This is a genomic window from Parafrankia elaeagni (assembly GCF_000374165.1).
In the GTDB taxonomy this organism is placed as follows: domain Bacteria; phylum Actinomycetota; class Actinomycetes; order Frankiales; family Frankiaceae; genus Parafrankia; species Parafrankia elaeagni.
Genome location: NZ_KB893670.1, coordinates 324,444 through 350,937 on the forward strand (window position 1 = coordinate 324,444; position 26,494 = coordinate 350,937).

Annotated in this window: 18 protein-coding genes and 1 tRNA gene; 5 read left to right on the forward strand and 14 right to left on the reverse strand. The window is 69.4% G+C overall.

What is annotated here, in order from left to right:
* Positions 1-162 precede the first annotated feature (162 nt).
* The 9 genes from B207_RS0101395 to B207_RS0101435 all read right to left on the reverse strand — a co-directional run bounded on the left by B207_RS0101395 (position 163) and on the right by B207_RS0101435 (position 17,180).
* Entirely contained in the window at positions 163-1,074 is a 912-nt protein-coding gene (locus B207_RS0101395; protein WP_018634717.1) for a right-handed parallel beta-helix repeat-containing protein, read from the reverse strand.
* Between the two features lie 132 nt (positions 1,075-1,206).
* The gene (locus B207_RS36610) at positions 1,207-2,679 is read right to left on the reverse strand and encodes a DUF4082 domain-containing protein (RefSeq protein ID WP_018634718.1); all 1,473 of its coding nucleotides are present in this window, start codon (positions 2,677-2,679) and stop codon (positions 1,207-1,209) included.
* A gap of 677 nt (positions 2,680-3,356) precedes the next feature.
* Entirely contained in the window at positions 3,357-4,628 is a 1,272-nt protein-coding gene (locus B207_RS0101405; RefSeq protein ID WP_154675066.1) for a glycosyltransferase family 4 protein, read from the reverse strand.
* A complete protein-coding gene (locus tag B207_RS32050) occupies positions 4,625-5,854 on the reverse strand; it encodes a glycosyltransferase (RefSeq protein ID WP_018634720.1) in 1,230 nt (409 codons plus the stop codon). The genes B207_RS0101405 and B207_RS32050 overlap by 4 nt, the downstream gene beginning before the upstream one ends.
* Positions 5,851-7,314 carry an O-antigen ligase family protein gene (locus tag B207_RS32055; protein ID WP_018634721.1) on the reverse strand — a complete coding sequence of 488 codons (1,464 nt, stop codon included), beginning with the start codon at positions 7,312-7,314 and terminating at the stop codon, positions 5,851-5,853. The genes B207_RS32050 and B207_RS32055 overlap by 4 nt, the downstream gene beginning before the upstream one ends.
* Before the next feature lie 113 nt (positions 7,315-7,427).
* Entirely contained in the window at positions 7,428-8,294 is an 867-nt protein-coding gene (locus B207_RS0101420; RefSeq protein WP_154675067.1) for a YveK family protein, read from the reverse strand.
* Between the two features lie 402 nt (positions 8,295-8,696).
* Complete coding sequence (locus B207_RS0101425) at positions 8,697-12,329, reverse strand: fibronectin type III domain-containing protein (protein WP_154675068.1); 3,633 nt, start codon at positions 12,327-12,329, stop codon at positions 8,697-8,699.
* Between the two features lie 561 nt (positions 12,330-12,890).
* The gene (asnB, locus tag B207_RS0101430) at positions 12,891-14,765 is read right to left on the reverse strand and encodes an asparagine synthase (glutamine-hydrolyzing) (RefSeq protein WP_051102303.1); all 1,875 of its coding nucleotides are present in this window, start codon (positions 14,763-14,765) and stop codon (positions 12,891-12,893) included.
* A gap of 36 nt (positions 14,766-14,801) precedes the next feature.
* The gene (locus B207_RS0101435; protein ID WP_018634725.1) at positions 14,802-17,180 is read right to left on the reverse strand and encodes a glycosyltransferase family 2 protein; all 2,379 of its coding nucleotides are present in this window, start codon (positions 17,178-17,180) and stop codon (positions 14,802-14,804) included.
* Positions 17,181-17,867: 687 nt separating this feature from the next.
* On the opposite strand from B207_RS0101435, the gene rfbC reads away from it, so the two are divergent.
* Together rfbC and B207_RS0101450 are read left to right on the forward strand one after the other, a co-directional pair.
* Positions 17,868-18,416 (forward strand): dTDP-4-dehydrorhamnose 3,5-epimerase, encoded by a 549-nt coding sequence (gene rfbC / locus B207_RS0101445; protein ID WP_018634727.1) that lies wholly within the window; start codon positions 17,868-17,870, stop codon positions 18,414-18,416.
* The gene (locus B207_RS0101450) at positions 18,413-19,696 is read left to right on the forward strand and encodes an NAD(P)H-dependent oxidoreductase (RefSeq protein WP_018634728.1); all 1,284 of its coding nucleotides are present in this window, start codon (positions 18,413-18,415) and stop codon (positions 19,694-19,696) included. Before rfbC ends, B207_RS0101450 begins: the two co-directional genes overlap by 4 nt.
* A 178-nt stretch (positions 19,697-19,874) precedes the next feature.
* Here B207_RS0101450 and B207_RS0101455 read toward each other — a convergent pair whose 3' ends face one another.
* On the reverse strand, positions 19,875-21,398 hold the full coding sequence (locus B207_RS0101455) for a GGDEF domain-containing protein (protein ID WP_018634729.1): 1,524 nt from the start codon (positions 21,396-21,398) through the stop codon (positions 19,875-19,877).
* A 948-nt stretch (positions 21,399-22,346) separates the two neighbouring features.
* On the opposite strand from B207_RS0101455, the gene B207_RS0101470 reads away from it, so the two are divergent.
* The 3 genes from B207_RS0101470 (at position 22,347) to B207_RS0101480 (ending at position 23,674) form a co-directional block, all read left to right on the forward strand.
* Positions 22,347-22,568, forward strand: coding sequence for a hypothetical protein (locus B207_RS0101470; protein ID WP_018634731.1), 222 nt, complete (start codon positions 22,347-22,349; stop codon positions 22,566-22,568).
* Positions 22,565-22,969 carry a type II toxin-antitoxin system VapC family toxin gene (locus B207_RS0101475; protein WP_018634732.1) on the forward strand — a complete coding sequence of 135 codons (405 nt, stop codon included), beginning with the start codon at positions 22,565-22,567 and terminating at the stop codon, positions 22,967-22,969. The genes B207_RS0101470 and B207_RS0101475 overlap by 4 nt, the downstream gene beginning before the upstream one ends.
* 249 nt (positions 22,970-23,218) lie before the next feature.
* Positions 23,219-23,674 carry a GNAT family N-acetyltransferase gene (locus tag B207_RS0101480; RefSeq protein ID WP_018634733.1) on the forward strand — a complete coding sequence of 152 codons (456 nt, stop codon included), beginning with the start codon at positions 23,219-23,221 and terminating at the stop codon, positions 23,672-23,674.
* A gap of 752 nt (positions 23,675-24,426) precedes the next feature.
* Here the strand turns inward: B207_RS0101480 and B207_RS0101490 are convergent.
* From B207_RS0101490 to B207_RS0101505, 4 genes are all read right to left on the reverse strand, one after another.
* Positions 24,427-24,798 (reverse strand): HepT-like ribonuclease domain-containing protein, encoded by a 372-nt coding sequence (locus tag B207_RS0101490; protein WP_018634735.1) that lies wholly within the window; start codon positions 24,796-24,798, stop codon positions 24,427-24,429.
* Positions 24,788-25,186, reverse strand: a complete 399-nt coding sequence (locus tag B207_RS0101495; protein ID WP_230204774.1) for a nucleotidyltransferase family protein — start codon at positions 25,184-25,186, stop codon at positions 24,788-24,790. Before B207_RS0101495 ends, B207_RS0101490 begins: the two co-directional genes overlap by 11 nt.
* Positions 25,187-25,332: 146 nt before the next feature.
* A tRNA-Ala gene (locus B207_RS0101500) sits at positions 25,333-25,406 on the reverse strand.
* 77 nt (positions 25,407-25,483) lie between these two features.
* Complete coding sequence (locus tag B207_RS0101505; RefSeq protein ID WP_018634737.1) at positions 25,484-26,146, reverse strand: hypothetical protein; 663 nt, start codon at positions 26,144-26,146, stop codon at positions 25,484-25,486.
* Positions 26,147-26,494: the final 348 nt, after the last annotated feature.

The window sequence follows — 26,494 nt, forward strand, 5'->3', positions numbered from 1 at the left end:
GAGGGCAGGAGGAAGCCGGTCACCTCGCTCATGCGAACTCCCCCCCAGGCACATGATCGTCGGGCCTACTGTCTCAGCGGCCCGCCAGCACTATACCCGGACGGGTACACCCACGTAGGGCACTCGCGGCCCGTCACCGCAGTACCGCGGCGACGGGCCGGCTCAGCCCTGGCCGCAGAGGTTCAACGGGGCGCCGGTGTCATCCCACACATTGCCCTTGCTGACGAACGGCCGCACCCCACCGCCGCTGTTCCGACGGTCATTGTTGCACGGCGCCCAGTGCGCGTCGCGACCGAAACGATTATTGGTGATCCGCAGGTTCTCCGCATCCACGTAGACGGCGAAGCCACCACCGTTGATCCAGTTGTGGTCAATGGTCACATCGCGATTACCGACGGCAACCCACTCCAGATAGATAGCCGCGTTGTACGTCGACTCATACGGGCCCAGATCGAGGTCCGAGCAGCTGACCTGCAATCCGCTGACCCCACGGACCTGCATCGCGTCGAAGTGCGCGTCCGGCTGCGGATTCGGGTCGTGCAGGTAGCTGGATTCGACCGTCACATCCGACACCAGCATGGCCGAGGAGTCGATGTGGATCTGGTCCGCACCACCCGAGATCTCGGTGTACCGGATCACATGCCGATCACCGGTATTGATCCCGATACCCCTGGTCCGCACATGATCAATAGTGGCGTCGCTGCCCGCTATGACGATGCCCTCGGCTGCGACCGAGTTCCTGATCGTCACATTCTTCGCGTAGATCGTCACCAGCCCGGAGAACTCCTGGCCGTCGAGGATCGCGTTGCCCTGCCTGATCTCTCCGCCTGGGTGCGGCGTCAGGGACGTTCCCGGCGGCGGGCCGGTGTTGACCGCGGTGGGCCGGGCCGGACAGGGGTTGTCGGGAGGTGTGGCGAGGTAGGCGCCCGACGGCCCCGAGGCGCCCCCACCGCCCCCGGAGCCGTCGCCACCGACGAAGGCCCAGGCCAGGATCGCCGACAGCCCGCCGATCACGATGAGCGCCACCACGAGCAGCGGCGCGGGCCGCATCCGCCGCCAGCTCACCGTGTCCACACTCGAACAGATGCTCCGGGTCTGGCAGACCTCAGGCCGGACATCGTCCCCCTCCCCCTTGGGGCGGGCCGTCAGGCCCGCCCCGTCAGCTGATGGCGGCGGCCGGTGTCCGGACTGCGGAGCCCCCTGCGGTCAGCCCTGGCGGCAGAGGTTCAGCGCCGCGCTGGTGTCATCCCAGACGTTGTTCTGACTGACGAACGCCCGCTGCCCGCCGCCGCTGTTCAGCCGGTCGTTGTTGCACGGACCCCAGTGCGCGGCGCGGCCGAACCGGTTGTTGGCGATCCGCAGGTTCTCCGCATCCACGTAGACGGTGAAGCCGCCACCATTGATCCAGTTGTTCTCGATGGTCACGTTCCGGTTACCGCCGGAGGCCCACTCCAGGTAGATGGCCGCGTTGTAGGTCGTCTGGTACGGCCCCAGGTCGAGGTTCGAGCAGGTGACCCGCAGCCCGTTGACGCCACGGACCTGGATCCCGTCGATGTGCGCGCCGGGCGGCGGGACCGGGCCGTGCAGGTAGCTGTTCTCCACTCGCACATCGGACACCATGGTGGCCGACGAGTCGATGTGGATGTGATCCGAGCCGCCCGTGATCTCGGTGTACCGGATCACCTGCAGGGGACCGCGGTTGATCCCGATGCCCTTCGTCCGCACATGGTCGATGGTCGTGTTGGAGCCCGAGATGATGATGCTACCGTTCACGACCGAGTTCTTGATCGTCACGTTGTCCGCGAAGATCGAGACCTTACTGGCAAACTGCAGCCCGTCGAGCACCGCACCGTTCTGCCGGATCTCACCGCCAGGGTGCGACGTCAGCTGCGTACCCGCCGGCGGGCCGGTGGTGCCTGTGGTCGGGCGGGGGCCACACGCGGCGGTGGAGGAGCCGGGCGGCTGCGTGGACGAGCTGGGGGAAGTGGACGAGCTGGGGGAACTCGACGGCTTCGGCGCCGGTGAGGTGGCGGGCACCGTCGCCGGCACGGTGGTCGCCGGCGCGGATGGGGTGGCCGTGGCGGTCGCCCGGGGAGTCGGCGTCGCGGTGGTCGACGGAGCCGCCGACGGCGTCGGGCTGGTGACCGGCGAGAACAGCGGATCGACGAACAGCAGGTCCGTGGTTGTCGACGTGGGGAACCTCACCGCCGAGGCGTAGATGTAGGCGCCCTGGAGCTGCTCGGCCGGTCCGAGCTGCCGCGGCCCCTTCTCCTGGAAGTACCGCGGGGTCACCGCCCAGTGCCCGCGCGGGAAGAAGACGGACACCACATACCTGCTCTTGCGGTCAAGGGTGACCGGCTTGGTGAACCCGGCCTCGACCCAGCCCTGTTTGGCACCGGGGTCCGCCTGCAACGTCGCCAGCGACCGGCCGTCCGAACTGTAGAGCTTGCCGATGAAGGGACCGACGGTGGCGGCGGCCTTCCAGAAACGGATCCCGGTGATCTGGGCGTCACCGAGGAGCTTGAAGGACGTGCCGACGTTGATCGCCTGGTTGCTCTGGTACGAGGCCGTCGCCGGTTGCAGATCGCCACCGGCGCCGTTCTGGGTTCCTGGAGCGCCTCCCCCCGATGAGCCCAGAGGGCCGCAGGCGGACAGCAGCGCGAGCAGCGTGCCAGCCACTGTGACGACGATGCCGAATGACCGTCTGCGTCTTACGGACGGCCGGGACGACTTTCGGGTCGGATGCGATTGGGCACGTTGATCCATAGTAGATCCTCTGGCAGTCAGACCGACCGCCCCCCGGAATGTTGGGCGGGCCGAACGACGTGTTGTTCAGGATCACTGTCCGTGACCTGACCGCGAGCCCCTTTCGGGACCGGCTCGTCGGCCGTGTCGCTCCTGGCAGGGCGTTCCCACCCAGGCGGGAACGCCGCCCGGCGAGCGAGCGGACAGGCCCGCGCCGCCTCCAGCCAGAGCCACTGCGGCAGCCCGGACAGTCGGGCTACGGACAGCAAGCTGCTCCCAGGGGCCGTGACGGGTGTTGCGTTCAGCGAATCTGTTCACAAATTCATCATCATTCACCGAACACACCGAAAGACTCCGGAAAGCAGTTAGGTGTGAATTGTTGCTCTTTTCTCACCTATCCTTCACAACCTCTAGTCTTCCCCACCCGCGTTCAAGTGTATTCGCAATGTCCTGCGGCGTCACATCTGGGCAGACCTGCCGCGAGACATTGTGGGATGGTTGATATTCCGTTTTCGACGGGTTGTGATCCTTGCTCTGCCCCCGTCCACGCGGGCCCACCGGTGTACCCGGGCGTCACCCGACCAGTCCGCGTGCGGATGCCCGCCGACGGCTCATGGGCCACGGCTCACGAGCGACGGCTCACTGCCGCTCGCGGGCGTCCGCGTCAGGCACGGCCTGCCGCCACGTTGTGGCCCGGACACGTCCCGCAACGCCTCGCAGTAGGCATCCATCAGCGCCACCCCCGCCCGGTCCCAGGTGAGGTGATCCCGCGCGCGCAGAGCCCCTCGGCGTAGCCGTGTCAGCAACTGCCGGTCATCGGCGAGCCTGGCCAGATCCCCGGCCAGCGCCGTCACGTCCCCCGCCTCGTGGACGAGCCCCTGTTCGCCGTGCGTCACCACGGCGCCGGCCTGGCGGGAGACGACCAGCGCGCAGCCACTCGCCTGCGCCTCGTAGGTCACCAGAGCGCTGCCCTCCTCGACGGACGGCAGAACCAGGATGTCCGCACCGCGCAGGAAGGAGGAGACATCCTCGACGAAGCCCCGCGTGCGCACCTCCTGCCGGCACAGGTCCGACGCGACGCGGGTCCGGTACCCGGGTTCGAACGCCCCGCAGACGGTCAGTTCGGCCCGGCCGCGCAGGTCGGCCCGTTCCCAGGCCTCCAACAACAGGTGCAGGCCCTTGCGCGCATCGCAGTACCCGGCGAAGACCACCCGCAGCGGCGCGCCGGCCGGCCGGTGGAACTCCTGCTCCGTCGGCACCGGGAACGCCTGCGGGTCGTACCCGTACCGGTACCGGACCATCCGGTCCTCGGTGAAGCCACGGGCCAGGAACGTCTCGGCGACCACCTCCGAGGGCACGAGCAGCCGGGTCGCGGCCGCCCATTCGGCCATCTCCGTATGCAGCACGTCCGGGTTGAACGCGTGCGGAGCATCCTCGGGCAGCGGGCACCCGATGCGTTCGGCCTCGCGGGCGACGACCTCGAACGCCTGCCCGGTGTGCGTGTTGGGCACCTCGCGCAGGCCGGCGGCACCGACCGCACGGGCCGCCGTCAGCGTGCGCCGGGAGGCCCGCGGCCAGGCATGCACGACGTTGTGGCGCCCCCGGCGGACGACGGCGGCGACGAGCCGGTCGTGGTAGTCGCGGGCCCGCCTCACCCCGATGGCCCGGGGCGGCAGCCGATACCCGGCGGCGGCCAGAGTCGGGATGACACGCACCCCCGGGGGCAGCGGGCGGGCGAGGCTCAGGCACATGACGTCCACACTGATGCCCTGCCGCCACAGCGCGAGCACCTGATGATAGGCCAGGTTCCCGATTCCGGGCCCGCCCATCGGGTGCGGGAAGCTGTAGAGCACCCGCGGGGGCAGACCCACCTGTGCTCTCATGCCGGGCCGTCCAGGACGAAGGAGAACAGTTCGTCGAACCGCCGCGCCCAGGAGTTGCGGGCGACGAAGTCGGCGGCCTCCGGCCCGGCTGGCTCGTCGAGCAGGCGGGCGACCTGGTCGACGAACTGCGCCGGATCCCGGGCGAGGTGCACCGCGTCCCCGAAGTAGCCGGCGTCCCGGAGCGCACGTACCGGACCCAGGTCGGTCGCGACCACCGGTCGCCCCGCGGCCAGGTACTCGAAGAGCTTCAGCGGACTCATCGCCTCGGTCAGCGCGGAGCTCACGTGCGGCATCAGGCACACGTCGGCGGCCGCGGTCATGGCGACCACCGCCGCCCGCGGATGCTGACCCCGGACGTGAATGTTGCGATGCTGCACCAGGGGGGCCAGGTACTCGGGATCGGAACAGGGGCCGATCAGCACCACGCTGCCCGAGGGATTGGCCTCGGCCATCGCTTCCAGGGCGGGGAGGTCGAGGCGCGGGCCGAGCGCGCCGATGTAGAGCAGCAGTGGCCGGGGCAGCGCGGCGTACCACGGCGGCACCGGGCCCGGGCTGGTCCATTCGGCCGGCTCCACCCCGTTCGGCAGCACCAGCGCCGGGCCCCGCGGGTCGATCCGCCGGATGATCGCCTCGGTGACGGCCACGACCGGCATGCCGCCACGCGAGATCCGCTGGTAGCAGTCGAGCAGCGCCGGCTGCCACCTGGAGAAGGCCGGGTGGGCGGCGAAGTCGTCCCAGCAGTAGAACACTCCGGTGCGCCAGCGGCCCGTCTCGGCCGCGGCCGCCGCGTGGAACGGATTCGTGGCGATCAGTACCGGCTCGCGCAGCCCGCGGTCACGCGCTGTCCGGGCGACCTCCTCGTCGTAACGGCGGTAGTCGGCGATGATCCGCTCAGGGTCGGTCGAATCGTCCCGGCGCAGCCGCATCGGCGTCAGATGACTGGTCTCGCCGTCGGTGGGAAACGGGAGACTCCCTCCCCCGCCGAGCATCCGCCGCGCCAGGCGGATCACCATGCTGCGCCAGGCGTCCACCAGCATCAGGCGGTCCACCCGCTCCGACGAGTACAGGTGAGCGAACAGGCGGTCGCCGGAGAAGGCGAACTCACGGCGGTTGATGTCGGCCCAGGTCTCCCAGGCCAGCCCCAGCACGATGTCGGCGGCACCGTTCTCGGGCGTCCGTCGCCCGCGGAGGCCGGGCGGGGCGGATCGGGGCGGGGCGGCCGTCATGCGCGTACACCCGGCTCGGGCGTGGGCCGTACGGCTCCTGCTGCCATGGTGGCTCCCGTCACCCCGGTCTCGTCGGCGTGGTCAGAGCGGTGGGCACCGCGGTCGGCCGCGGTCAGCCGCCACAGGGCTCCCGCGCAACCGACCAGAAGGAACAGCGTGAAGGTGGCCTGCTTGAAGCTGAGCGTGTCGAAGGTCGCGAAACTCGTGAGGACCGCCAGAATCCCGGCGACCAGCGCCTGCCCGAGCTGGCGGTCAGCCGGTGCCGAGGCCCGGCGCCGGACCCCGCGGGCACAGGACAGCCCGACGACGATCCACACCAGCAGGGCCCCGAGGCCGACATAGCCCACCTCGAGCAGGGAACCCAACAACTGGTTGTCGAGGAAGAAGTACTCGGAGGGAATGAACGTGCCCAGGCCGCGGCCGAAGAAGGGGCGCTCCGCGACCATCGCCCACACCTGGGCATAGTCGTCGGTACGGCCGCTGACACTCGGGTCCTCACCCGCCCACAGGAAAAGCGCCCGCAGGGTCCCGAGAACACCGGGGACCGCGACGTTGAAGAACGCCCCGAACACCAGCACGGCGCCGAGGAAGTTCAGCTGCCGCCGGCCGTCCCAGACCACCGCCAGCGTGATCAGCGCGACGATGAGGCTGAGCACCGCCGAACGGGAGATGCTCAGCGGCAGACCCATTCCGATGATCATCACCTGCACCCAGGCCCACTGCCGGGGGCGGCCGGGGGCGGCGGTCAGCGCATAGTGCAGCGCGAGCGGCAGCACCATGGCGAGCACCACACCGAACTCGATCGGATGGCCGGCGGTGCCCGCGACCCGCCGCAGGTCCGACCGTTCCGCGATCGCCGCGTCGGTCACACTCAACTGGGAGAAACCAGGGGGAACGAGGTACTCGCTGAGATCCTGCCCGGACACGTACTGCACGATCGCGATCACCGACATGAAGGACACCATCGCCACCACCCGGCGCAGCAGGACGTCCAGCCGTTGGCGATCACCGATCTGGTCGGCGGCCAGCAGTGTCAGCCCGGCAGCCCCGACCAGGGTCAGGAACTGCCGTTGCCCGTTACTCGTCTCGGCGACGCTGAGCACCCGGGTGAAGGCGATGCCGTAACCGATCAGCAGAAACCAGATCAGCACCAGGGTCGCGACACGCACCGGACTGCGCTCACGCACCCGTCCTCGGCCCAGCAGCATCGCCAGCGCCCACAGGACGAAACAGAGCAGGCCGATCAGCGCGACCGGCGAGCCCGCCCCAAGGGAGTACCGGGCGGACAGCCCGAACAACGAGACGATCGCCAGCGTCAACACGGAGACCGCGTCCCACTGGCAGAGAATGACGATAGGCGCGATGGCCACCACGAAAAACAGCAGGGCGGCCCCGGGCGGGGCCACTATCGCGGCGAGAAGGGTGGCCGCCAGGTAGATCCCCCCGGCGAGGGCCGCCACCGGTTTGCTGGCGGACAGCGGACGGCGGGCGGCGGTAGCACCCCAGCCCGGCCCGGAGGGATCTGACGGAGGGCTGTCAGCAGGGCCGGCGGGAGCGTGCTGCCGCACCGGCATCAAGGCCGCCTCGGCGCCGAGGACTTGGCCAGCGCATCATCCTCGTACCAGCTCCTCCCCGGCTCCGAAGGACGCGGTGAGCCCTCGCGGAAGGCATTGAGCCGCATGGTGTCGGGTGAGACCTCGCCGGCCTCGCCGGCCTTGCCGGCCTCGGTCTCACCTGGTTCCCGGCGACCGGACCGCTCCGCCGAAGGAGCGGCCGCCGGCCCCGGTCCCGGGAGTGGGCCACCGGGGATCGGGCCGGGGGCAGCGCCGCCGGCCCGGGCCGCCCGACGGCCGAGAACGAGGTCGGTGGTCACCGCGCCACCGATCGCGGCCGCCAGCCCCAGGGCTGCGATGACCAGCATCAGTCGCTGGCTGCTGTCCGGCGAAGTCTCGAACACGTTCGGCTCCTGCAGGACCTGCACCGACATCCGCTGGCCCTCCGGACTCTTCTCCTGGAAGCCCCGGACGATGTCCGTCACCTCCCGAAGCACTCGCTCCGTGGTCCGCTCGGTCACCTCCTTGTCCGTGCCGCTCACCATGATGTCGATGAACGAGGTGCCCGGCTGCACGGCGACCGAGTAGTCGGCGTCGAGTCCCTCGGCTGCGAGTTTGTCCCGCACCTGCTGGCTGTTGGCCACGGAGGCACCGGCGATCGCCATCACCTTGACCGAGTCGGCCAGGTAGACGAACGGGTTAACCTCCACCGTCGCATTGCCGATAATGCTCTCCTGCGGCCCGATGACGAGACCGGTCGTCGCGGTCTGGTACACGGTCGGCAGAGATGACCGCACAAAGAGCAGCGAGATCCCGGCGACAATCACCACGGGCAATGCCACGTACCAGCGCCGAAGAGTGGCACCGACGATATAGACCAAATCCACCTGAAACCCCCCGGAAGGCCTAGCCCAATTCACTGACAATGTTCATGGGCACTCCAGGCGCTTCCACCGCAACCACGCCCACCGGCATCGCCCTGAACCTGCACTGCAGAGACATAGTGCCATACGTCATCCCAGGGCATACAGGGGACCATCTTCCCACCTTTTTGATCATAACGCGAACATGATCATCCGTGGGCGGGGGCCGCGTGGCGGGAACACCCGGTACCCCGACGGCGGCACGGCGCTCCGCACCGCTCCAGACGCTCCACAGCACCCCTTGCCGGTCCGGCCCCAGTCGGGCAGATCTGGAAAAGGCATGGGTGGTGGATCCCGTCCGACGAACGGGACCCACCACCGGCTGTCAGGACATCGCGGTCCCGACTGTGTCGCTTCCGAACCGTGTTACAGCGGGTTCACCACCACCGTGCCGAACGAAGCGTCGACGCTGTTGGCCAGCAGGAGTGTCGACCCCGCGCGGCTCGGTAGCGTCGTGCTCAGATCCCAGGCCGCGGGTTCCGGAGAACCCACCGGCCAGACCTTGAAACTGTACAGGCTGTTGCCATTGCCCTGCGGCTCGGCGCGCAGTTTGTAATTGTACGGAACATCCAGCGGCAGGACCGCGACCTTCGTGGTCACGGACACCGCATTGGTGTCCACCAGCTCCAGCCGGTTGTCCCGGAACCACGCCAGCGCACCGTAGGGATGGCCGATTCGGGGCTGCTGGTTTCCGGTGTGGCCCGACCAGCCGACCAGAATGCCGGCACCCTCCGAGTGGGGCGAGTGCACCGTCACCGGCACGGTGACCTCGTAGCCGGCCGGCCATTCGGTGCTGCCGATCCCGATCAGCCGGTCGTAGCCGGGTTCGAGGATGCGGACCGTGTCCCCGATGATCTGCCAGGGGCCGTCGATTGCCTGGCCCCAGTCACTGATGCTGTCGGCATCCCCCCAGTCGACCGTGTGGGGAAGCGTTGGCGCGGCACCGTTGACGTTGTTCAGTGTCACGGTGCGGGTCGTCCGCCGGCCCAGGCGGTCGAGCAGGGTCAGCGCGACCGTGTTCGTCCCGGGCAGCAGCTCCGCCCGGTCCGGCTCGGCGACGAAGTCGCCCGCCGCCCGGAGTCGTGCCTGATCCGGGCCGATGTTGAGCGGCCGCGGAGCCGAGTTGTTGAGCGAGTACCACAGCTGCGCGACGCCGTCAGGATCGCTTGCCCGCCCCAGCACGCCGACCCACTGCTGCGGGAAGCCGCGGACACCGACGTCCAGGGTGTCGCCGTAGAACGGCTGGATCTGCCCGGGCTGGGTCTGCGCGGGCGGTGCACCCCCGTCGTCGTCGACCGGTGCCGCCAGGTTGCTGACATAGTCGACCGACGCCACCGCGGCCGGGCCGAGGCTGTTCGCCACATAGGGCCCGACCTGGTGCACCGTCGTGGCGTAGGCGAACGTGGCGTCGGTGGTCCAGCTGGAACCGTCGCCCGAGTGCCGCAGCGTCCAGTTGGTGCCTTCGCGGCGGATACGCAGGTAGACGGCATCGGTGGCAGGCACGACCTGGTTCAGCCGCACCTCGACCGAGCCGCCCGCGATGGTGGCGGCGAAGATCCGCGCCTGGGAGCCCTCGGTGGTCAGGTCGAAACGCAGGAACGTGGCGGCGTCCTGCTTGACCAGCATGCCGATCGTCTGCCTGGTCAGCTCCAGCCTGGTCTCGAACTTGGTCTCCACCTCGAAGTCCGTGTTCTGAGCCGCCTGCAGCAGCTGCAACCCGGTCTTCTGCCCTGTCCACATGTCATGGGTGGTGTTGGTGGGGACGTACAGCGCCACGTTGGTGCCCGTCGTGCCCACCTGCCCGTCCCCGGCCGGGTCCAGCACCGTCCAGCGGGCGGTGTCGAGCGGTCCGGAGAAGTCGTCCGAGGTGAAGGCATCCGACCCGCCGCCCGGCGGGTCCTCGCCGTCCGGGGGCCCGCAGGCAGCGGTGGTGAAGGTCCCGTCGGGGCTGGTCGCCACCGCCGCCGCGGAGTCCGTCGAGGTGACCCGGTAGTGGTAGGTGGTCGCGCACTGCAGGCCGGTGACCGTGATCAGATGTGCGGTGACCTGCGCCGAGTCCTGCAGGGTCTGCCCGTAGGCAGTCGTGGTGCCGTAGTCGAGACTGCTGTTCGCCGCACGGTTGGTCGTCCAGCTCAGGTCGGCCGACGTGCCGTCCGGCGCGGCGCTGACGCCGCTGATCGTCAGCGGCGGCGTGGGCGGCGGCGTCGACCCCCCGGAGCCGGTCACCCGGAAGTAGTCGACCTGAGCCGTCGTCGCCGGGTTGTCGCCGGCGTTCCCGACGAACACCCCGACCGCGGCGAGATCGATGGCGAAGGTGAAGGTCGCCGCGGTGTTCCAGGTCGCGTTGTCGGCCGACCAGCGCAGCGTCCAGACGTCACCGACCCGCCGCAGCCCGAGATGGATCGGCGTGGTCGAGGGAAGCTCGGCGACGAGCTCGGTGTTCGGCGTGCCGTTGGCGAAGGTGGCGCCGAACAGCAGCTGTCTGCTGCCGTCGGAATAGGTGTCGTAGCGGAGAAGCCTGCCCGCGGCGTCCTGCGCCACCAGGCCCTGCGACTGGAAGCGTCCGGTCACCGCGGAATCGAACTTGGCCTCGACGGCGATATCGGCGTCCGCGGCACCCTGCATCAGCCGCGGGGCCTGGTTCGGCATCCAGAAGTCGTGTGAGAGCCCGGGCGGGACCGAGAACCGCAACCGGTCCTGCTCGACGGCGACGGTCGCGTCACCGACCGGGTCGATGAGTGACCACAGTGAGGTGTTCAGCGCCGTTCCGGAGAACTCGTCGGTGCTGACCGATTCCTCCTGGCAGGCAGTGGTCGTGAACGTACCGGCCGGGCCGAGGGCCTGGTTGCCCGCGGCGTCGGTCGAGGACACCCGGTAGAAGTAGGCGGTGCCGCAGCTCAGTCCACCCAGCGTCACCGTGTGCGTGGTCGTGTTGTTCGGCCCCTGGGCGGTGTGCCCGTACGAGGCCGAGCCTCCGTAGTCCACCCTCGAGCTGGCCGGCTTGTCCGTCGACCAGGTGATCACGGCGCCGGTCGCCGTCGGCTGGGCGTCGATGTTGCTGATCTGCGGTGGCGTGGTGTCCGGCGGTGGGCAGGTGCCGGTGGTGAAGGTCCCGTCGGAACCGATGGCGGTGTTGCCACCGCCGTCCGTGGACAGGACCCGGAAATGGTAGCTCGTGGCACAGGACAGCCCGACCAGTTCCACCTGGTGGTTGGTCGTGAGGGCGGAGGTACCGGCCGAGTCGCCGTAGCCAGCGGTGGGGCCGAACTCCACAGTCGAGGACGCCGGTTCGTCGGTAGTCCAGGTCACGGTGGCGCCGTCGACCGACGGGGCGGCAGCGACCTGACTGACTGTCGGCTGCGTCGAGTCCGCGGTCACCGTGCGGAAATAGTCCACCCGGGCGGTGAAGGCCGGCGAGGGCGTCCGGGCGGTGCCGGCGAAAACACCGACATGCTCGAGGTCCACCGCGAACGAGAAGGTCGCGGCAGTGTTCCAGGAGACACCGTCCGGCGACCAACGCAGCGTCCAGTCATCCCCGGTCCGGGTGAGCCGCAGGTTCACCGGAGTGAGCACGGAGACCTGGGCGACATTGCGGATGGTCGGAGAACTGGGGTTCTCGAACGTCGCCGCGAAGATATGGTAGCTGTTACCGTCGGAATACTGATCGAAACGGACGACCCGATCTCCGCCGACAGCGAGCAGCCCCTGCGACTGGCTCGCCTGGGTTACCGGGGAGGTGAACCGGGCCTGCACATCGATATCCTGGTCCGCCACCGGCTGCAGGATCCGGGGAGAATTCAGCTCCGGGCTCCAGAAATCGTGCGGGGTACCGCCCGGAATCGCAATCGAAAGCTGGCCGCCTGTGACGCTGACAGCGGCGTCGCCGAGCGGGTCGACCACGGACCACAGCCCGGAGTTGAGCGCATTGCCGGAGAACTCGTCCCCGACCGGCGGCCCGCTGTCGGCGCGGGCCGGGGTCACCGACAGTGTTACGATCACGACCACCTGCATGACGGCCAGGAGGCCCGCCACCAGCAGGTGGCGAAGCCTCCGGCCGGGCGCGCGGGCCGTCCCCCGGACCGCATGTCGAACTGGTTGCACTGCGCCCTCCGGCTACTTAACTCATGACATATACGTACAGCTGTTCCACAGATCTGACGGACGCCCGGTGGAACAAACAGGCGGCCGGCCGGGTGCCCCGCGTAACGAGGAGATGGCATACCGCTCTCGGCCCGGGGGATCAGGGACAGGATCCTGTGAACGGGCACCATGATCGGCGAAAGCAATGCTCCCGGATCGCGGCAAGCCCGCCGGTAACCGCCGACGGGCGCCGCCCATACTGTCGGAGCGCCCAATATAGACCGTGGTCAGACGTCTGGCTACGGATGACCGAAAGGTCCTCGACAGGCGTCGCCTACCCGTCGGTTTCCGGACATTTCGCTGCACTTGCCGCCCGAAAACCGAATGGGCCGGCCCGGGCAGCCGAAATCGCCGGCGACACTCTCCGCGCAGGAACCGTGCCGAGCGTGGATCATCCCCGCCCGGCCACAGCCCGCACGCTTATACCGTCGGCACCGGCCGCACCGTCCGCACCGGGGCGTCATCACGGAAGAACACGTTGTGCCAGACCTCGAGGCAGAGCAGGGTCCAGATCCTGATCTCCTCGTTACGCCGGCCCTGCTCGTGAGCCTCGAGTAGCTGCTTCACCGCCGCCGTACCCAACAGATGACCGACGAACGAACTCTGCCCGGTCAGCATGTCCCGGGAGAAATCGGAAAGGCCGCGACGGAACCATTCGTCCAGCGGAACCCGGAAACCGATCTTCCGGCGGTCCACGATCTCGGGGGGAAGGTACCTGCGCGCCACCTGCTTGAGGACCCACTTGCCCTGGCCGTCGCGCACCTTCACCTCCGACGGCATCCGGAACGCCAACTCGACGAGCTCGTGGTCGAGCAGCGGCGGGCGCATCTCCACCGACGCCGCCATGGTCATCCGGTCCCCTCGTTCGAGCAGGTTGTCCGGCAGCCATCCCAGGACGTCGGCCTCGAGCATGCCGCGCAGCGCGTCGCCGGTCTCGGCGGGCAGCAGGCGGCCCCGCTCCCGGCGGGCGAAGCCGAGCAGTTCCTGACGTTCTCGTCCGGTGAACGGCGCGAACCAGCCCTCACGGCGCCCCTGCTCGTCCATCTCGCCCAGGGCGCGCAGCGCGATCCGCAGCCGGTTCGCGTTCGCCGGCAGCACCCGCTGGACCTCGTGGAACACCGGCCCGCGCAGCCAGGCCGGGATGAGCCCGACGCGCGAGGTGAGGCCGGCCATCCGGTATTTGGGATAGCCCCCGAACAGCTCGTCGGCACCTTCGCCGGACAGCACGACCCGCACGTGTTCGCGGGCGAGGCGGGCCAGCCGGTGGACGGCGATGTCGGCGGGCTCGGACACCGGCGCGTCCCGGTGCCAGGTGAGCGTGGACCACAGGTCGGAGAAGTCGTCCGGTCCGACGACGAGCTCGTGGTGACGGGTACCGAGGAAACTGCTGACGGACCGGGCGATGGGTAGCTCGTCATGGCGCTGCACACCGAAACCGACGGAAAAGGTGTGCACCGGCTCGTCGGTCTGCCGGGTCATCAGGGCGACGACCAGGCTCGAGTCGACGCCACCGGAAAGGTAGGAGCCGACCGGGGTGTCGGCGACCGTCGCGCGTTCCACCGCCCGCTGGAGTGCCTCGTCGAGGCGGTTGACCGCCTCCTCCGGCTCCACCGGTCGCACCTCGTCGACGGACGGCGGGCTCCAGTACCGGCGCAGCTGCGACTTTCCGTCCCGGGCGACGGTGAGCAGGTGCCCCGGCAGCAGTTTGTGGATGCGGTCGAACAGGGTCCGGGGAGCCGGCACGGAGCGGGCTGCCAGATAGTCGGCGACCGACACGTGGTCGACGCTCGGCCGCCGCGGCAGCGCCGGCAGGATCGCCTTGATCTCCGAGGCGAACACCAGCTGCGTGCTGTCCAGGTAGTAGTAGAGCGGGAGCACGCCCACCCGGTCCCGGACAAGGTGGGTCTGGCCGCTTTCCGTGTCGTGGACGGCGAACGCGAACTGCCCGATGAGATCGTCGAGGCCCGCGGCGCCCTTGGTGGCGAAGGTGGCCAGCGCGACCTCGGTGTCGCCCCCCGTACGGAACGGATAGGTTATCTGCGCCCGCAGCTGCCGGTAGTTGAAGATCTCACCGTTGAAGCAGATGTGGTGCCGGCCGTCGGCGGCCGCCATCGGCTGGGCGCTGCCCGAAAGGTCGATGATGGAAAGGCGGCGGTGCCCGAAACCGACCGGCCCGTCGACCCAGAAACCCTCCGCGTCGGGGCCCCGGTGAACGAGCATGCCGGTCATTGTCGACAGCAGCTCCGCGTCCACGGCCGCCCCGTCGAAACGTATGACGCCTGCAATTCCGCACATCAGCGACTCACCCCCGGACTCTGGTCAGCCATGCCGTCAGTCATGCCGTCTGCCCCTCCCGCGGTCCCTGCGGCCCGCTCCCGCCCCCTGGCCGGACGTCTTGGCGGCGACCTTGTCCACCAGTTCGAGCAGTTCGGCGGCACGGGCGTCCCACGAATCCGCCGCGACGTGCGCGCGCCGGCTCGCGGGATCCCCCGGGCCGCCGTCGGCGAGCGTCTGCCGGATCAGCTGGATGAAGTCCTGCGGGTTCTCCGCGACCCGGACGATGTCCCGGTCACCGGCGATCTCCGGATAGTCCGTGGTGACCACCGGCAGCCCCAGCGCCAGGTACTCCTTCAGCTTGATGGGGTTGCAGAACCGGATCCACTCGTTCCGCAGCCACGGCATGATCGCCACGTCGAAGGCCGTGCCGTAGGACGGGATCGTCTCGTACGGGCGGAACCCGAGCCAGTGCACGTTCGGGTAGGCCTCGAACCGGCGCATCGAGCAGGTCGCGTCCCCGATGAGGACCAGGTTCGCCGCCGGGATCTCGGCGGCGACCCGCTCCAGCAGGTCGAAGTCGACGGTGTAGTCGTCGAGGGCACCGAAGAAACCGATCCGCGGCCCCGGGATACCCGCGATGTCCTCCGGCACGGCACCGGCGGTGTCGGCGCGGAAATGGTCGAGGTCGACACCGTGGCCGAGAAAGTACGCCCGGTCCCCGACGTCGGCGGCGTCGCGTTCCATGAGCTCGTGGCTGACGTACAGAATGCGATCGCTGTGCCGCGACAGCTCGTCTTCCAACGCACCGACGACGGCGCTGTTGCTCTCGGTGAACTCGGAATGCTTGTCCGACCGGTTGTAGAGGACGCCGGAACTGCGCAGCGTCTTCACGACGTCCCACGCGGTCGGCATCGTCACGAAGAAGACGGGCTCCGCCATGCCGAGACGACGGGCGACCACCGTGACCTGCCGGCGCACCACCCAGGCGTTCAGCGCGCGCCCCGCCTGACTGCCGTAGAACGGCAGCAGCACGGGCGAGTAGACGTGGAAGGCCGGCAGGTCCGCCCGCGGGGTCCGGATTCCCTGCGACATGCTCCGCGCCTTGCGGAGGATCCGCCGCAAGGGCTGGGTGCTGCGGCCCGGCAGCGGCATGCGCATCGCGAGGCTGTTGACGAACAGCACCGGGCGCCGGGCGGCGATCCTGGTCATCAGCTGGAAGTCGGAATGGGCCCGGTTGTGGTACCACCAGTCCTGGCCGGAGAAGCACACGATCGGCGCCTCGACGACGCCCTCCACCCCGGTTCCGGCTGCCCGCCCGGGCCGGCCGGCCCGGCGGCCAAGGCGAGAACCGGCACCAGCACCGGAACCGGCGGCAGGGCCGGGTGGCGGCAGCGGGATCGGGAGCACCGCAGGGAGCCGATCACCCAGCCTGTCGCGGCGGGCCGAGCCGCCGGCGGCCGAGACCGGACCCGCCGAACCCGCCGACGCCGGCCGCTGCCCGCCGGCCCGCTTCACCAGACCCGGCTGGCTCCTGGTGAGCAGCCCGGTCACCGCGGCCCGGCTCGTCGCGCGGCCGGCCGCGGCGCGGATGAGCTCACCGAACAGCACACCGGCGGTGAAGACGGTGCTGGCCGCGGCACCGTGACGGGTCCGGTACAGACGCAGCCGGTTCGCGGTGAGCAGCGTCCACAGCTGCGGTGAGGTGTTCGAGTCGCCACCGAGGTGCACACCCACCGCGGTGGGCTCCAGCCGCAGTGTGAAGCCGGCTTGGCGGGCCCGCAGCAGGAAGTCGGTCTCCTCGGAGTAGAGGAAGTACGACTCGTCCCAGGGGCCCACCGCCCGCGCACAGTCGCGGGAGATCAGCAGCGCGGCACCGGTGGCCCAGTCCGCGACGGTGGACGCCGCGTAGGCCTGGGCGGAGGTCACCACCTCGCCCAGCGGCGACCACCGGCCGGCCAGGTCGCCACCGAGCAGCGTCTCGCCCCAGATACGCGTGACCGACGGCTCACGGCGCAGCGACAGCGCCAGCGTGCCGTCCTCACCGAACAGCTTCGGGACGACGATTCCGGTTCCGGGGGTGTCCAGTGCCCTGAGCATGGCGGCCAGCGCCCCGGGCCGCAGCCGGATGTCCGGGTTGAGAACCAGCACGGCGCGGGAGGTCGGGGAAGCTGCCCGCATCCCGTGGTTGATGGCCGCGGCGTAACCTCTGTTCGCTCCGAGCGGCAGGACCCGCACGCCCGCCCCGGCGGCAGCGGCGATCTCCCGGGTGTCGTCCTGGGAGGCGTTGTCGACGACGAGAATCTCGACGGGCACGCTGCCGGCCGCCACGGGCAGGGATGACAGGCATTCACCGAGGACGGCGGCACTGTTGAAGGTGACGACGACGACGGAGACAGCCGGCGTCTCGACAGGCCCGCCACCGTTGCCCGGCAAAAGCGGATCTATACGACTAATATCCACGGCTCCCCCAGCCACCGGCACCGTCGGTCTGCATCCTGTTACGCCCCGACGGCAAGCCGACATGTCTCCGAAATCCTATGCGTATGGATGTGCGCATCATCAGGGACCCGTCTGCGGCGGAAATCCCCTCTCGGCCGCCACCGAACGCGACCCCTGTCTCAGGCGGGCACACGGCGAGCCGGCCACCCGACGGGACGACCCGGCCACCCGGCCCGCTTCGGGCACCCGTCCCGGACGCACCCCGGACGCCCCGACGTAGGTGCGGTTCTCGTCGCACCGGAAGCCGATCTGTCCGTCGTGGGCACGTTGCCGGGCAGCCGACCGGGTTCAGGACCGGGACTTCGTCGCCGAGCACCGTCGACCCGAAAAGGCCGTGCTGGCCCGGGACGCCGAGACCGAGGCCGCGCTGCTCGCTGACCGCCAGATCGATTACCTGTGGTGACGTCGACACCTTCAGGGGCACCGTTACTGGCTCCGTGCGACCACACCGTGCGGAAGAAGGCTTCTCCGTCGCGGATGTCACGCTGGCGGGCCATCCGGGTGACCACCCTCCGCAGCCCATGACAGTGAGGCGGACAGCCCGCCATGAGGTTCTACTACGATGCCGAAGGTCACTCGTAGTATTGAGTTGAACTAAGCGGATTGGACGAGCCTCCCGACATGCTGATCAACACCACCCCGCTCGCCGGCGCGGCGCTGGTCGATCTGAAGCTCCTCGACGATGATCGCGGCTTCTTCGCCCGTGCCTTCTGCCGGCAGGAGTTCGTCGACGCCGGGCTCGAACCGCTGGTCGAGCAGGCCAACATCTCGTTCAACCACAAGGCCGGGACCCTGCGCGGGTTCCACTACCAGCTGGAGCCGAACGCCGAGACGAAGTTCGTCCGCTGCTACCGCGGCGCGATCTACGACGTCATCGTCGACCTGCGGCCCGAGTCACCCACGTACCTCCAGTCGTTCGGCGCCGAGCTCAACGAGGACAACCGCACCGCGATGTACGTCCCGCGCGACTTCGCGCACGCCTACCTCACCCTGACCGACAAGGCCGAGGTGCTGTACCAGGTCAGCACGGCGTACACCCCGGGCGCCGAGCGCGGCCTGCGCTGGGACGACCCGCAGCTCGCCGTCGAGTGGCCGATCCAGCCGGTGGTCGTCTCACCGAAGGACGCTGCCTGGCCGCTGCTCTCCGAGGTCTCGGTGGAAGCCCGATGATCATCGTCGACACCGCGCTGGCCAGGCGCGAGGCACAGGGCCGCCCGATCCGGGTCGGAATGATCGGCGCCGGGTTCATGGGACGCGGCCTGGCCAACCAGATCGTCAACTCCACACCCGGGATGCGCCTGGTCGCGGTCGCCAACCGCACCCTCGCGAACGGCGAGCGCGCCTACGCCGAGGCCGGCGTCGAGCCGGTCCGGGTCGAGAGTGCCGCCGCGCTGGACGCCGCGATCGCCGCCGGCACCCCCGCCGTGATCGAGGACGCCTTCGAGCTGCTCAAGGCCGAGAACCTCGACTGCATCGTGGACGTCACCGGCGCGGTCGAGTTCGGCGCCCGGGTGACCGTGGCCGCGATCGAGCGCGGCCTGCCGATCGTCACGATGAACGCCGAGCTCGACGGCACGGTCGGCCCGCTGCTGGCGCACCGCGCCCGCGAGGCCGGTGTCGTGCTCACCGGTGCCGACGGTGACCAGCCCGGCGTGCAGGGCAACCTGATGCGCTTCGTCATCGGACTGGGCGTCACCCCGCTCGTCGCCGGCAACATCAAGGGCCTGCAGGACGAGTACCGCACCCCGACCACGCAGAAGGCCTTCGCCGAGCGCTGGGGCCAGGACCCGTACATGGTCACCAGCTTCGCCGACGGCACGAAGATCTCGTTCGAGCAGGCGATCGTGGCCAACGCGTTCGGGCTCACCGTGCCGAAGCGGGGCATGAACGGCTGGGACCACGAGGGCCACGTCGACGAGCTGACGAGCCGGTACGACGTCGACGAGCTGCGCGAGCTCGGCGGCATCGTCGACTACGTGGTGAAGTCGAAGCCCGGCCCCGGGGTGTTCGTGCTCGGCACCCACGACGACCCGAAGCAGCGTCACTACCTGGAGCTCTACAAGCTGGGCACGGGCCCGCTGTACAGCTTCTACACGCCTTACCACCTGTGCCACTTCGAGGTGCCGAACACGGTCGCCCGAGCGGTCGACTTCGCCGACGCGGCGCTCGCCCCGCCGGCCGGCCCGCGGGTGGACGTGGTCGCCACCGCCAAGCAGGACCTGAAGGCCGGCCACGCACTTGACGGGCTCGGCGGCTACGACACCTACGGGGTGGCCGAGGCATCGGCCGCCACCCGGGCCGGCGCCCTGCTGCCGATGGGTGTCGCCGAGGGCTGCGTCCTCACGCGGGACGTCGCCAAGGACGACGTGCTCACGTACGCGGACGTGACGCTTCCGCCCGGACGGCTGATCGACACGCTCCGCGAGGAGCAGGAGAAGCTCTTCGCCTGACAACCGACACCGTCCACGGCCCGGCCCGGCCCGGCCCGGCCCGGCAGCGAACCGCGCGTCCGCTGTCGGGCCGGGCCGCGTTCGTCTCCACCCCATCCTGGGAGGCCAGACCTCGGGGGCAGGTGGTCCGGCGGGGGCAGGTGGTCCGGCACGAACCCCTTCACCGCACAGCACCTCATCAGCTCCTCATGGACTCCTCATACAGGAGATAGCGCCCCCGCCCCTGCCGCTTGGCGGCATACATCGCGATATCGGAGGCGTTGAGCAGCTCCTCGGGGTCGAGGAGTCCCGGGCCGGACAGAGCGACCCCGACACTGGCGGCAATCGTGGGCCTGTCACCGGACCCGGCCAGCGTGAGCACCTCGACCACCTGGCTGGCAATCGTCTCGACCGCACCCATCGTCTCGATCTCCTCGCAGAGCACCGCGAACTCGTCACCGGCAAACCGTGCCACGACATCGGCCGGCCGGACGGTTCGCCGCAGGCGGCTCGCGACCTCACAGAGAAGATTGTCACCCGCGCGGTGGCCCAGGGTGTCGTTCACCGCCTTGAAGCCATCAAGATCGATGAACAGGACGGCCACCCGACCGTTTCCCCGCTGGGATCGGAGAAGCGCCTTCCCAAGATTCCGCAGGAACGAGATCCGGTTCGGCAGCCCGGTGAGAGCATCGCGCAGAGAACTGCGCCGCGCGGAGGCCGCACGGGTGCGCTCGGCCTCGCGCGCGCGCGTCAGCATCAGACCAAACGAGATCTGACCGGCAATCGTTTCGACAAAATCCCGGTAGTCCTGATCCAGGGCAAGGAGTTCACTGGCCCCGACAACGAGGATGCCGACAGGCGCGGCACTCGTACGGTTCCTCAACGCCACCACCACCGCGGTCGCCGGCGCGGGAGAACCGTCGGCCAACAGGACGGACTCCCATCCCCGAAGCCCGGAGACAACTCGACCGCCCGCCAGCGGCGTCTCATTGACCACCTCGGACAGGAGGCCACTCCTGTCGAACGCGGCGAGAGCGCGCCGGGTAGCCTGCCGCCCGCCCAGTCCTGATGTCGTGACCAACTGCGGTGTCGACAACGACGGGTATCTGCCCCAGAGCAGCACAATGCTGTACGGAATGTCCTCCGGATGGTTTCCCAGCACCGAGGGCGCGCGGATGCACACGGACCGCTGCGTCCGCAGCCGCGTCAGGGCGGCGGTGAGTTCCCGCTGACAGGCGAGACGTCTGGAACGAACAACCTCCTGAGTCGTCTCCTGATAGGTCGACAGGACTCCCCGTATACGCCCACCGTCGGACATTTCTCTCAAGGGACTGAACGAAAAGGTGAAGTACGCCTCCTCCAGGTAGCCGTGCCGGCGGACCAGGAGGAGCTTGTTCGTCGACCACGTCGCGCCACCGCCGGACATCACCCGGGCGGACAGGGGGCGCAGCTCTTCCCAGACCTCCGGCCAGACCAGCCGCAGCGGCATGCCCATTGCAGCCGGATGCTTGTCACCGAGGTGAGGTATACACGGGTCGTTGTAAAGATAGGCGAGTTCCGATCCCCACATGACAATCATCGGGAACCGGGACTCCAGGCAGATGCAGACCGCCGTCCGCAGACTCGGGCTCCAGTCCCGAGGCGGATTCAGGGTGGTGGAGGACCAGTCCCTGGCAGCCAGCACCCGGCCTGCCTCGCCGCACGCCGCGAACAGCCTCTTCATATTCAGGCCACGCCCACGCCCCACTGCCCGAGGTGAGACGGGCCGAACCCTGTTTCCGGCGCCGCGAGCAGCCATGAGCCGCGGTACCGCCGTGCGAGTCCGAGATCGAGCCGTCGCTCACCGACCTCCATCCGCCGTCGCCTGACGCCCTCCGGCCGCATGACATGTCAACTGGATCAAGATCCCGGCCCTGCCCTGGCCGCACGGCGAACGCCCGTCGTCTGCACTACCGCCACAGGTGTTCCCCGGCACCAGACCAGGGAACCGACCAGGAGGCCTGTCACCCTTCGCTGTCTCGACATGGTCGACGACCTGCTCCTCATCCCATCCCCTGACGGCCGCTGCGATCCGCCGGGCGGCCTGGGCGGACGTGAGGTGCGTGGTGTCGGCATGCTCGCCCAGGATGCGCCCGCGGAGGATGTCCTGGTCGGCATGGAGGACACCGCAAAACGATCGCGCCCGCGGGGTCCGGGGGCGCGGCCCCCGAAAAACATCGCGGCCCGCCGCGAAGCTGACAAACAGTCAGCGAGCACGACGGGCCAGCTCGTGGACCCAACGCACCACGATAAGAACCGCCCGCTCTTGGTTCAGGGCCCTGAAATCACCATTCGCCCGGTCTCTACGAGGCTCCCGACCAGGGGCGATGCCGAGTGAGCACCCGACTCGCGACATCATCGCCAGAATCGAACACGCGTTCCGCAGGTCTGGCGGGTCCGGACACTGCGGTCCCGTTGGTGGCGCCGAGCTCGTCCCGTCGTCCCGTCAAGGGCGAATCACCCTCGTCCTGCCCTGGCGCCGCATCCCCGGCGGCAAGCCCCAGCCGAACTCACCGTCATCGGCGTGACCCACCCCGCGACCGTGGCGGCCGCGCGGGGCTGCGATCCGCCGTTCAGCTCGCGTCCCGGCGGATCTCGGTGGCTGGCCATGCGTCGGTCGTACCCTCAAGGGGTGAGTACTCTGCGGGACGAGCTGCACAGTCTGATCGACCGCCTGCCCGAGTCGCACGTGGCGCCGATCCTGGCTCTTGTGCGCGAGAGCGCGCCCGTCGAGAGCGGCGGCGGCGAGTGGCCACTACCGGATTTCGTCGGTACATTGGCCAGCGGCAAGGGCGATCTCGCCGCCCATTCGGCTGAGATCCTGCGCGCGGAACTGGGGCGCGACCCCGAGTGATTGTCTGGGACACCGGGCCGCTGCTCGCCGCCGCCGACACCGACGACGAGCACCACGCCCGCAGCGTCGCTCTCATGCGGCGCACGCCCCGGCCGCTACTCGTTCCCTATCCCGTCCTGACCGAAGTCTGTTTCATGCTCGAACGGGAGAAAGGCACCCGCGCCGAAGCCGCATTCCTGCGCTCCGTCAGCACCGGACAGATCAGCCTGATCCCGCTGGCTCGCCAGGATCTCGCCCGGATGGTCGAACTGGTCGAAAAGTACAGCGACTTCCCACTCGGCGCCGTCGACGCCTCCGTTCTCGCGATCACCGAACGGCTCGGCGCCGACGCCATCGCAACCCTCGACCGGCGGCACTTCTCCGTCGTCCGCCTCGCGAAGCCGGTCGCACTACTGCCATGAGGCGCTGATGGCGCGTTCGCCGGCTTTGAAACGGCGGGCGATCCGAGGCACGGCAGGGTCGCTCCAATACTGGCCGTCTTGCGGCTGGCGCCCGAGACTTCACCAGACGGCGCGTTGCCACCACGACCTCGAACGAGGGCACCGGCACCGCGTCAAGCCGAAAGCCCGCCGGACCGCCAGGTCGCGGCGTCCTTCGGCCTGTTGCTAGCCCGACTGATGGCGAAGTGATCGAACTCGTAGCCTCACACCATGACCCGCTCCCATGACCTTCGGGTTCGGCCCGCTCTGAGCAGCGATCGAGAGTTCCTCTTCGGCGTGAGGCGAGCCGCCCTGCGGGCATACGTCGAACAGACGTCGGGATGGGACGATGCGGAACAGCGCATAACCGCTGACAGGGAGTTCGCCGACCTGCCATTTGCCGTGGTCGAGGAGAGCGGGCGGCCCATCGGCTACGTGTGTGTCATCCACCAGAGTGAGTACGACTTCGTCGAGGAGATCGCGCTGCTCCCCGAGGCACAAGGTCGCGGCATTGGCACCCATCTGTTACGGGGCATCCTTCGGGCTGCTCAGCGGCGCGGCGTTCCGGTCCGGCTCAGCGTCTTCGTCAACAATCCCGCACAGGCCCTCTATACCCGCCTCGGGTTCGAAGCCGTGCGGATCGAGGATCCGCGCATGTCGATGAAGTGGACTCCGGGCAACACATGAGGCACCCCCATTGTGCGATCTTCCGCCGAACGTGCCCCCAGACGGCCGGTGCGGAGTCGTCGTCGGCAATCAGCCAGTCGTAGAGAAAGCTCAGGAGTTCGGAGCCACCACAGGGATCATCCCCGTCCTGACCGTCCTGCCGCTCGCCGTCGGCATCGGATCGCACTTCCGAGCAGCAGCAGGCATCGCGCGGCACACCGCATTGACAGCCGATGAGCATGCGTGAGGCTGGCCAGAATCTGGGTCGGGGCCAGCAGCAGTGGTCACTTCCACCTGGTGATGTGGCCGGCCGCCGTTTCGGTCGCCGTCGGGATGGGCCACCGGGAAACCGTCGAACAGGGCCGGCAGCCTCTCCAGAGCGACGTCGATCTGCGTGGTGTCGAAGCCCGGCGGGATGAACAGCCGCACCCGGGGGCCGAACCGGACACGACTCCAGAATCTCCCCACGGTGTCCCGTCATGAACCAGACGACACCATGATCCCACCGCCCCGCCGACGGATCGCGCGCGCGAGATCCCGAAAGCCCGCCCGAGACTACCTGACCACCTTGGGCCAGCTCCACGCCGCCCGCCCGGGGGCTCGGGGCTCAGCCCCCGAAAAACATCCGCGTGTTCCGCACACCTGGCGGTTCCGAGCGCCTCAGCCCGTCTGACGACAGTCACATCCACGGACCAGCCGAGGCATGGGGACGTCCCCGTCTCCGGTCCGCCACCAGCTGTGTTCGGAGGTGGAACGCGAAGGCAGGCTCGCGGTCAGTGTGGTTCGTCGAGTTGGCTGGCGATGAGCGGGAACTCCGCCTTGAGGAGCGCCAGCAGCTTCTCGTGGATTTCCCGTAGCGCGGCCGTGGCAATTCGCCACACAATTGACCAGTCAACCTCGAAGTATGCGTGAACGGCGATGTTGCGGAATCCTGTGACAGAGCGCCACGGCACGTCCGGCCAGCGGCCGCGGATCTCGGCGGAGACTCGCCCGGCCGCCTCGCCGATCACCAGGAGTTTCTGGAGGACGGCACTCTGGATCAGATCGCTCTCCAGAAAGGCGGCCTCGTCGACATTTTGGACGAACGCCGTCGCGGCGACCGCGGCTTCGATCATGTCGACGAGGTAGAGCTCATCACGCCGCATAGAGGACCCGCGCTTCCGCGAGCACCCGGTCACGGATGACCCACTTCAACCGGGACTTGGCCACCAGGTCGACGTGACGACCGACGATCTTTTCGAGATCGTCTCGAAGGTCGACGATCTCGAAGCCAAGCGTCGAGTCAGGTGCCAGCACATACAGCAGGTCGACATCCGAGGAGTCGGTGTCGTCGCCGCGAGCCACCGAGCCGAAGACAGACAGTTCGGCGACGCCGTAGCGCCGGCACACCTCAGCGATCCGGCTGTCGCGAAGATCGACGGTCACATCGCCATTATCACCGCCAGAGACAGCCACGGCCGAACGGCTCAGGTCCGGCCTCTCCGGCGGCCAGGCAGAACCTCTCGCGTGACTCATATCGAGGATGAGCCGCATCGGTAGCAGCGCCCCGGCACCGCCCGGAGACCACCGGCCCAAAAAGCGATCACGCACGTGGGGGCTCGGGGGGCTCGGCCCCCCGGAAAACATTGCGGCCCGCCGCGAAGCCGATCGAAGATCGGCGAGCACGACGGGCCGGCTCGTGGAGGTGAGGGGACTCGAACCCCTGGCCTCCTCCGTGCGAGGGAGGCGCTCTACCAGGCTGAGCTACACCCCCTGGAAGCAACTGAAGCTTACAGGACGCCTGCGGCAGACGGGCGACCGCCCCCGGGGCGTTGCGGACGATCCTGTCGGTCACGGGCGAGCTGCGGCCCCGGTGCTGCCTCGCGACGTCTGCCGTGCCGTTCCGGCGGCGGCTGTGGCGAGAGCGGCGTACGTCCGCAGCGGGTGGATCGTGACGTCAGGCGAGGGCGTCGCCAGGTCGACCGGCTGGAGCAGGTCGGAGCCGGGCGGGCGAAGCGCCACGGGCCGGGTGTGGGGTTGGCGGGGTCTGGGCGGGCGCGGCGCCTCACCGGCAGTCATGGCCAGGCCGGCGGCCACGAGCATGGCGTCGAAGATGGCGGCTGCCTCCGCCGCGGGGAGCAGCCCGGCTTCGTGGTTTCGCCAGCCGCGGGTCTCGGCCCCGTCCAGCACGATCTCGGTGTCGGGCTCGGGATCGGCGCCGGCCGCGACGAAGACCAGGCGGCCGCCGGCAGGGATCTCACGGTCCCGCAGCGGGCGGTTCTCCCACAGCTCCAGCGACTCTTCGGGGGACCAGTTCTCGTCCCGCAGCGGGGTCTGCCAGGCGGCCCGCCCCGGCCGGTAGACGTGGAGGCGGACGCGCACACCGCGGCAGCGGAAGTGCAGGCCGGTGCCGTCGTGGGCGACGGCTCTCATGTCGACGGGGATGCCGCTGCTCGCCGGGCACGTGACGAATCCCCGGTCTCGGAGCCGGGCGAGCCATGATTCGAACGTCAAGGCGGGGTCTCTCCTCCTGCCGCGGGCCGCTCCGGCCCGGCGCCGCCACTGCCCCGGCCGGCCGCCGAAGCGGGCCTGGACGAGGACGGGGCGGGCGCGCCGGGCGCGGGCGGGCCCCGACGGCACGACATCGGGACGCACTGACGCGCCAAGGACCGAACGCACGGAGATACGGGCGGAGCTCACGGCGAGCGGTGCTCGGCACCGCGCAGCTCCGGGACGGCACGTGATCACGTGTCCGGCTGTGGCCGACGCGGCCCGGCTGGCTTCAGCCTGGGCGCTGGTCCGCTGGGCGGCACGTGATCCGGAGGCCCCTCACGCCCTGGCCCGACCGACGAAATCCGTCCG

Bases quoted from the DNA above. Each gene is read 5' to 3' on its own strand.
- B207_RS0101405 (WP_154675066.1), bottom strand. From the start codon at position 4,628: ATGAGAGCACAGGTGGGTCTGCCCCCGCGGGTGCTCTACAGCTTCCCG.
- B207_RS32050 (WP_018634720.1), bottom strand. From the start codon at position 5,854: ATGACGGCCGCCCCGCCCCGATCCGCCCCGCCCGGCCTCCGCGGGCGA.
- asnB (WP_051102303.1), bottom strand. From the start codon at position 14,765: ATGTGCGGAATTGCAGGCGTCATACGTTTCGACGGGGCGGCCGTGGAC.
- rfbC (WP_018634727.1), top strand. From the start codon at position 17,868: ATGCTGATCAACACCACCCCGCTCGCCGGCGCGGCGCTGGTCGATCTG.
- B207_RS0101450 (WP_018634728.1), top strand. From the start codon at position 18,413: ATGATCATCGTCGACACCGCGCTGGCCAGGCGCGAGGCACAGGGCCGC.
- B207_RS0101455 (WP_018634729.1), bottom strand. From the start codon at position 21,398: ATGAAGAGGCTGTTCGCGGCGTGCGGCGAGGCAGGCCGGGTGCTGGCT.
- B207_RS0101480 (WP_018634733.1), top strand. From the start codon at position 23,219: ATGACCCGCTCCCATGACCTTCGGGTTCGGCCCGCTCTGAGCAGCGAT.
- B207_RS0101490 (WP_018634735.1), bottom strand. From the start codon at position 24,798: ATGCGGCGTGATGAGCTCTACCTCGTCGACATGATCGAAGCCGCGGTC.
- B207_RS0101495 (WP_230204774.1), bottom strand. From the start codon at position 25,186: ATGCGGCTCATCCTCGATATGAGTCACGCGAGAGGTTCTGCCTGGCCG.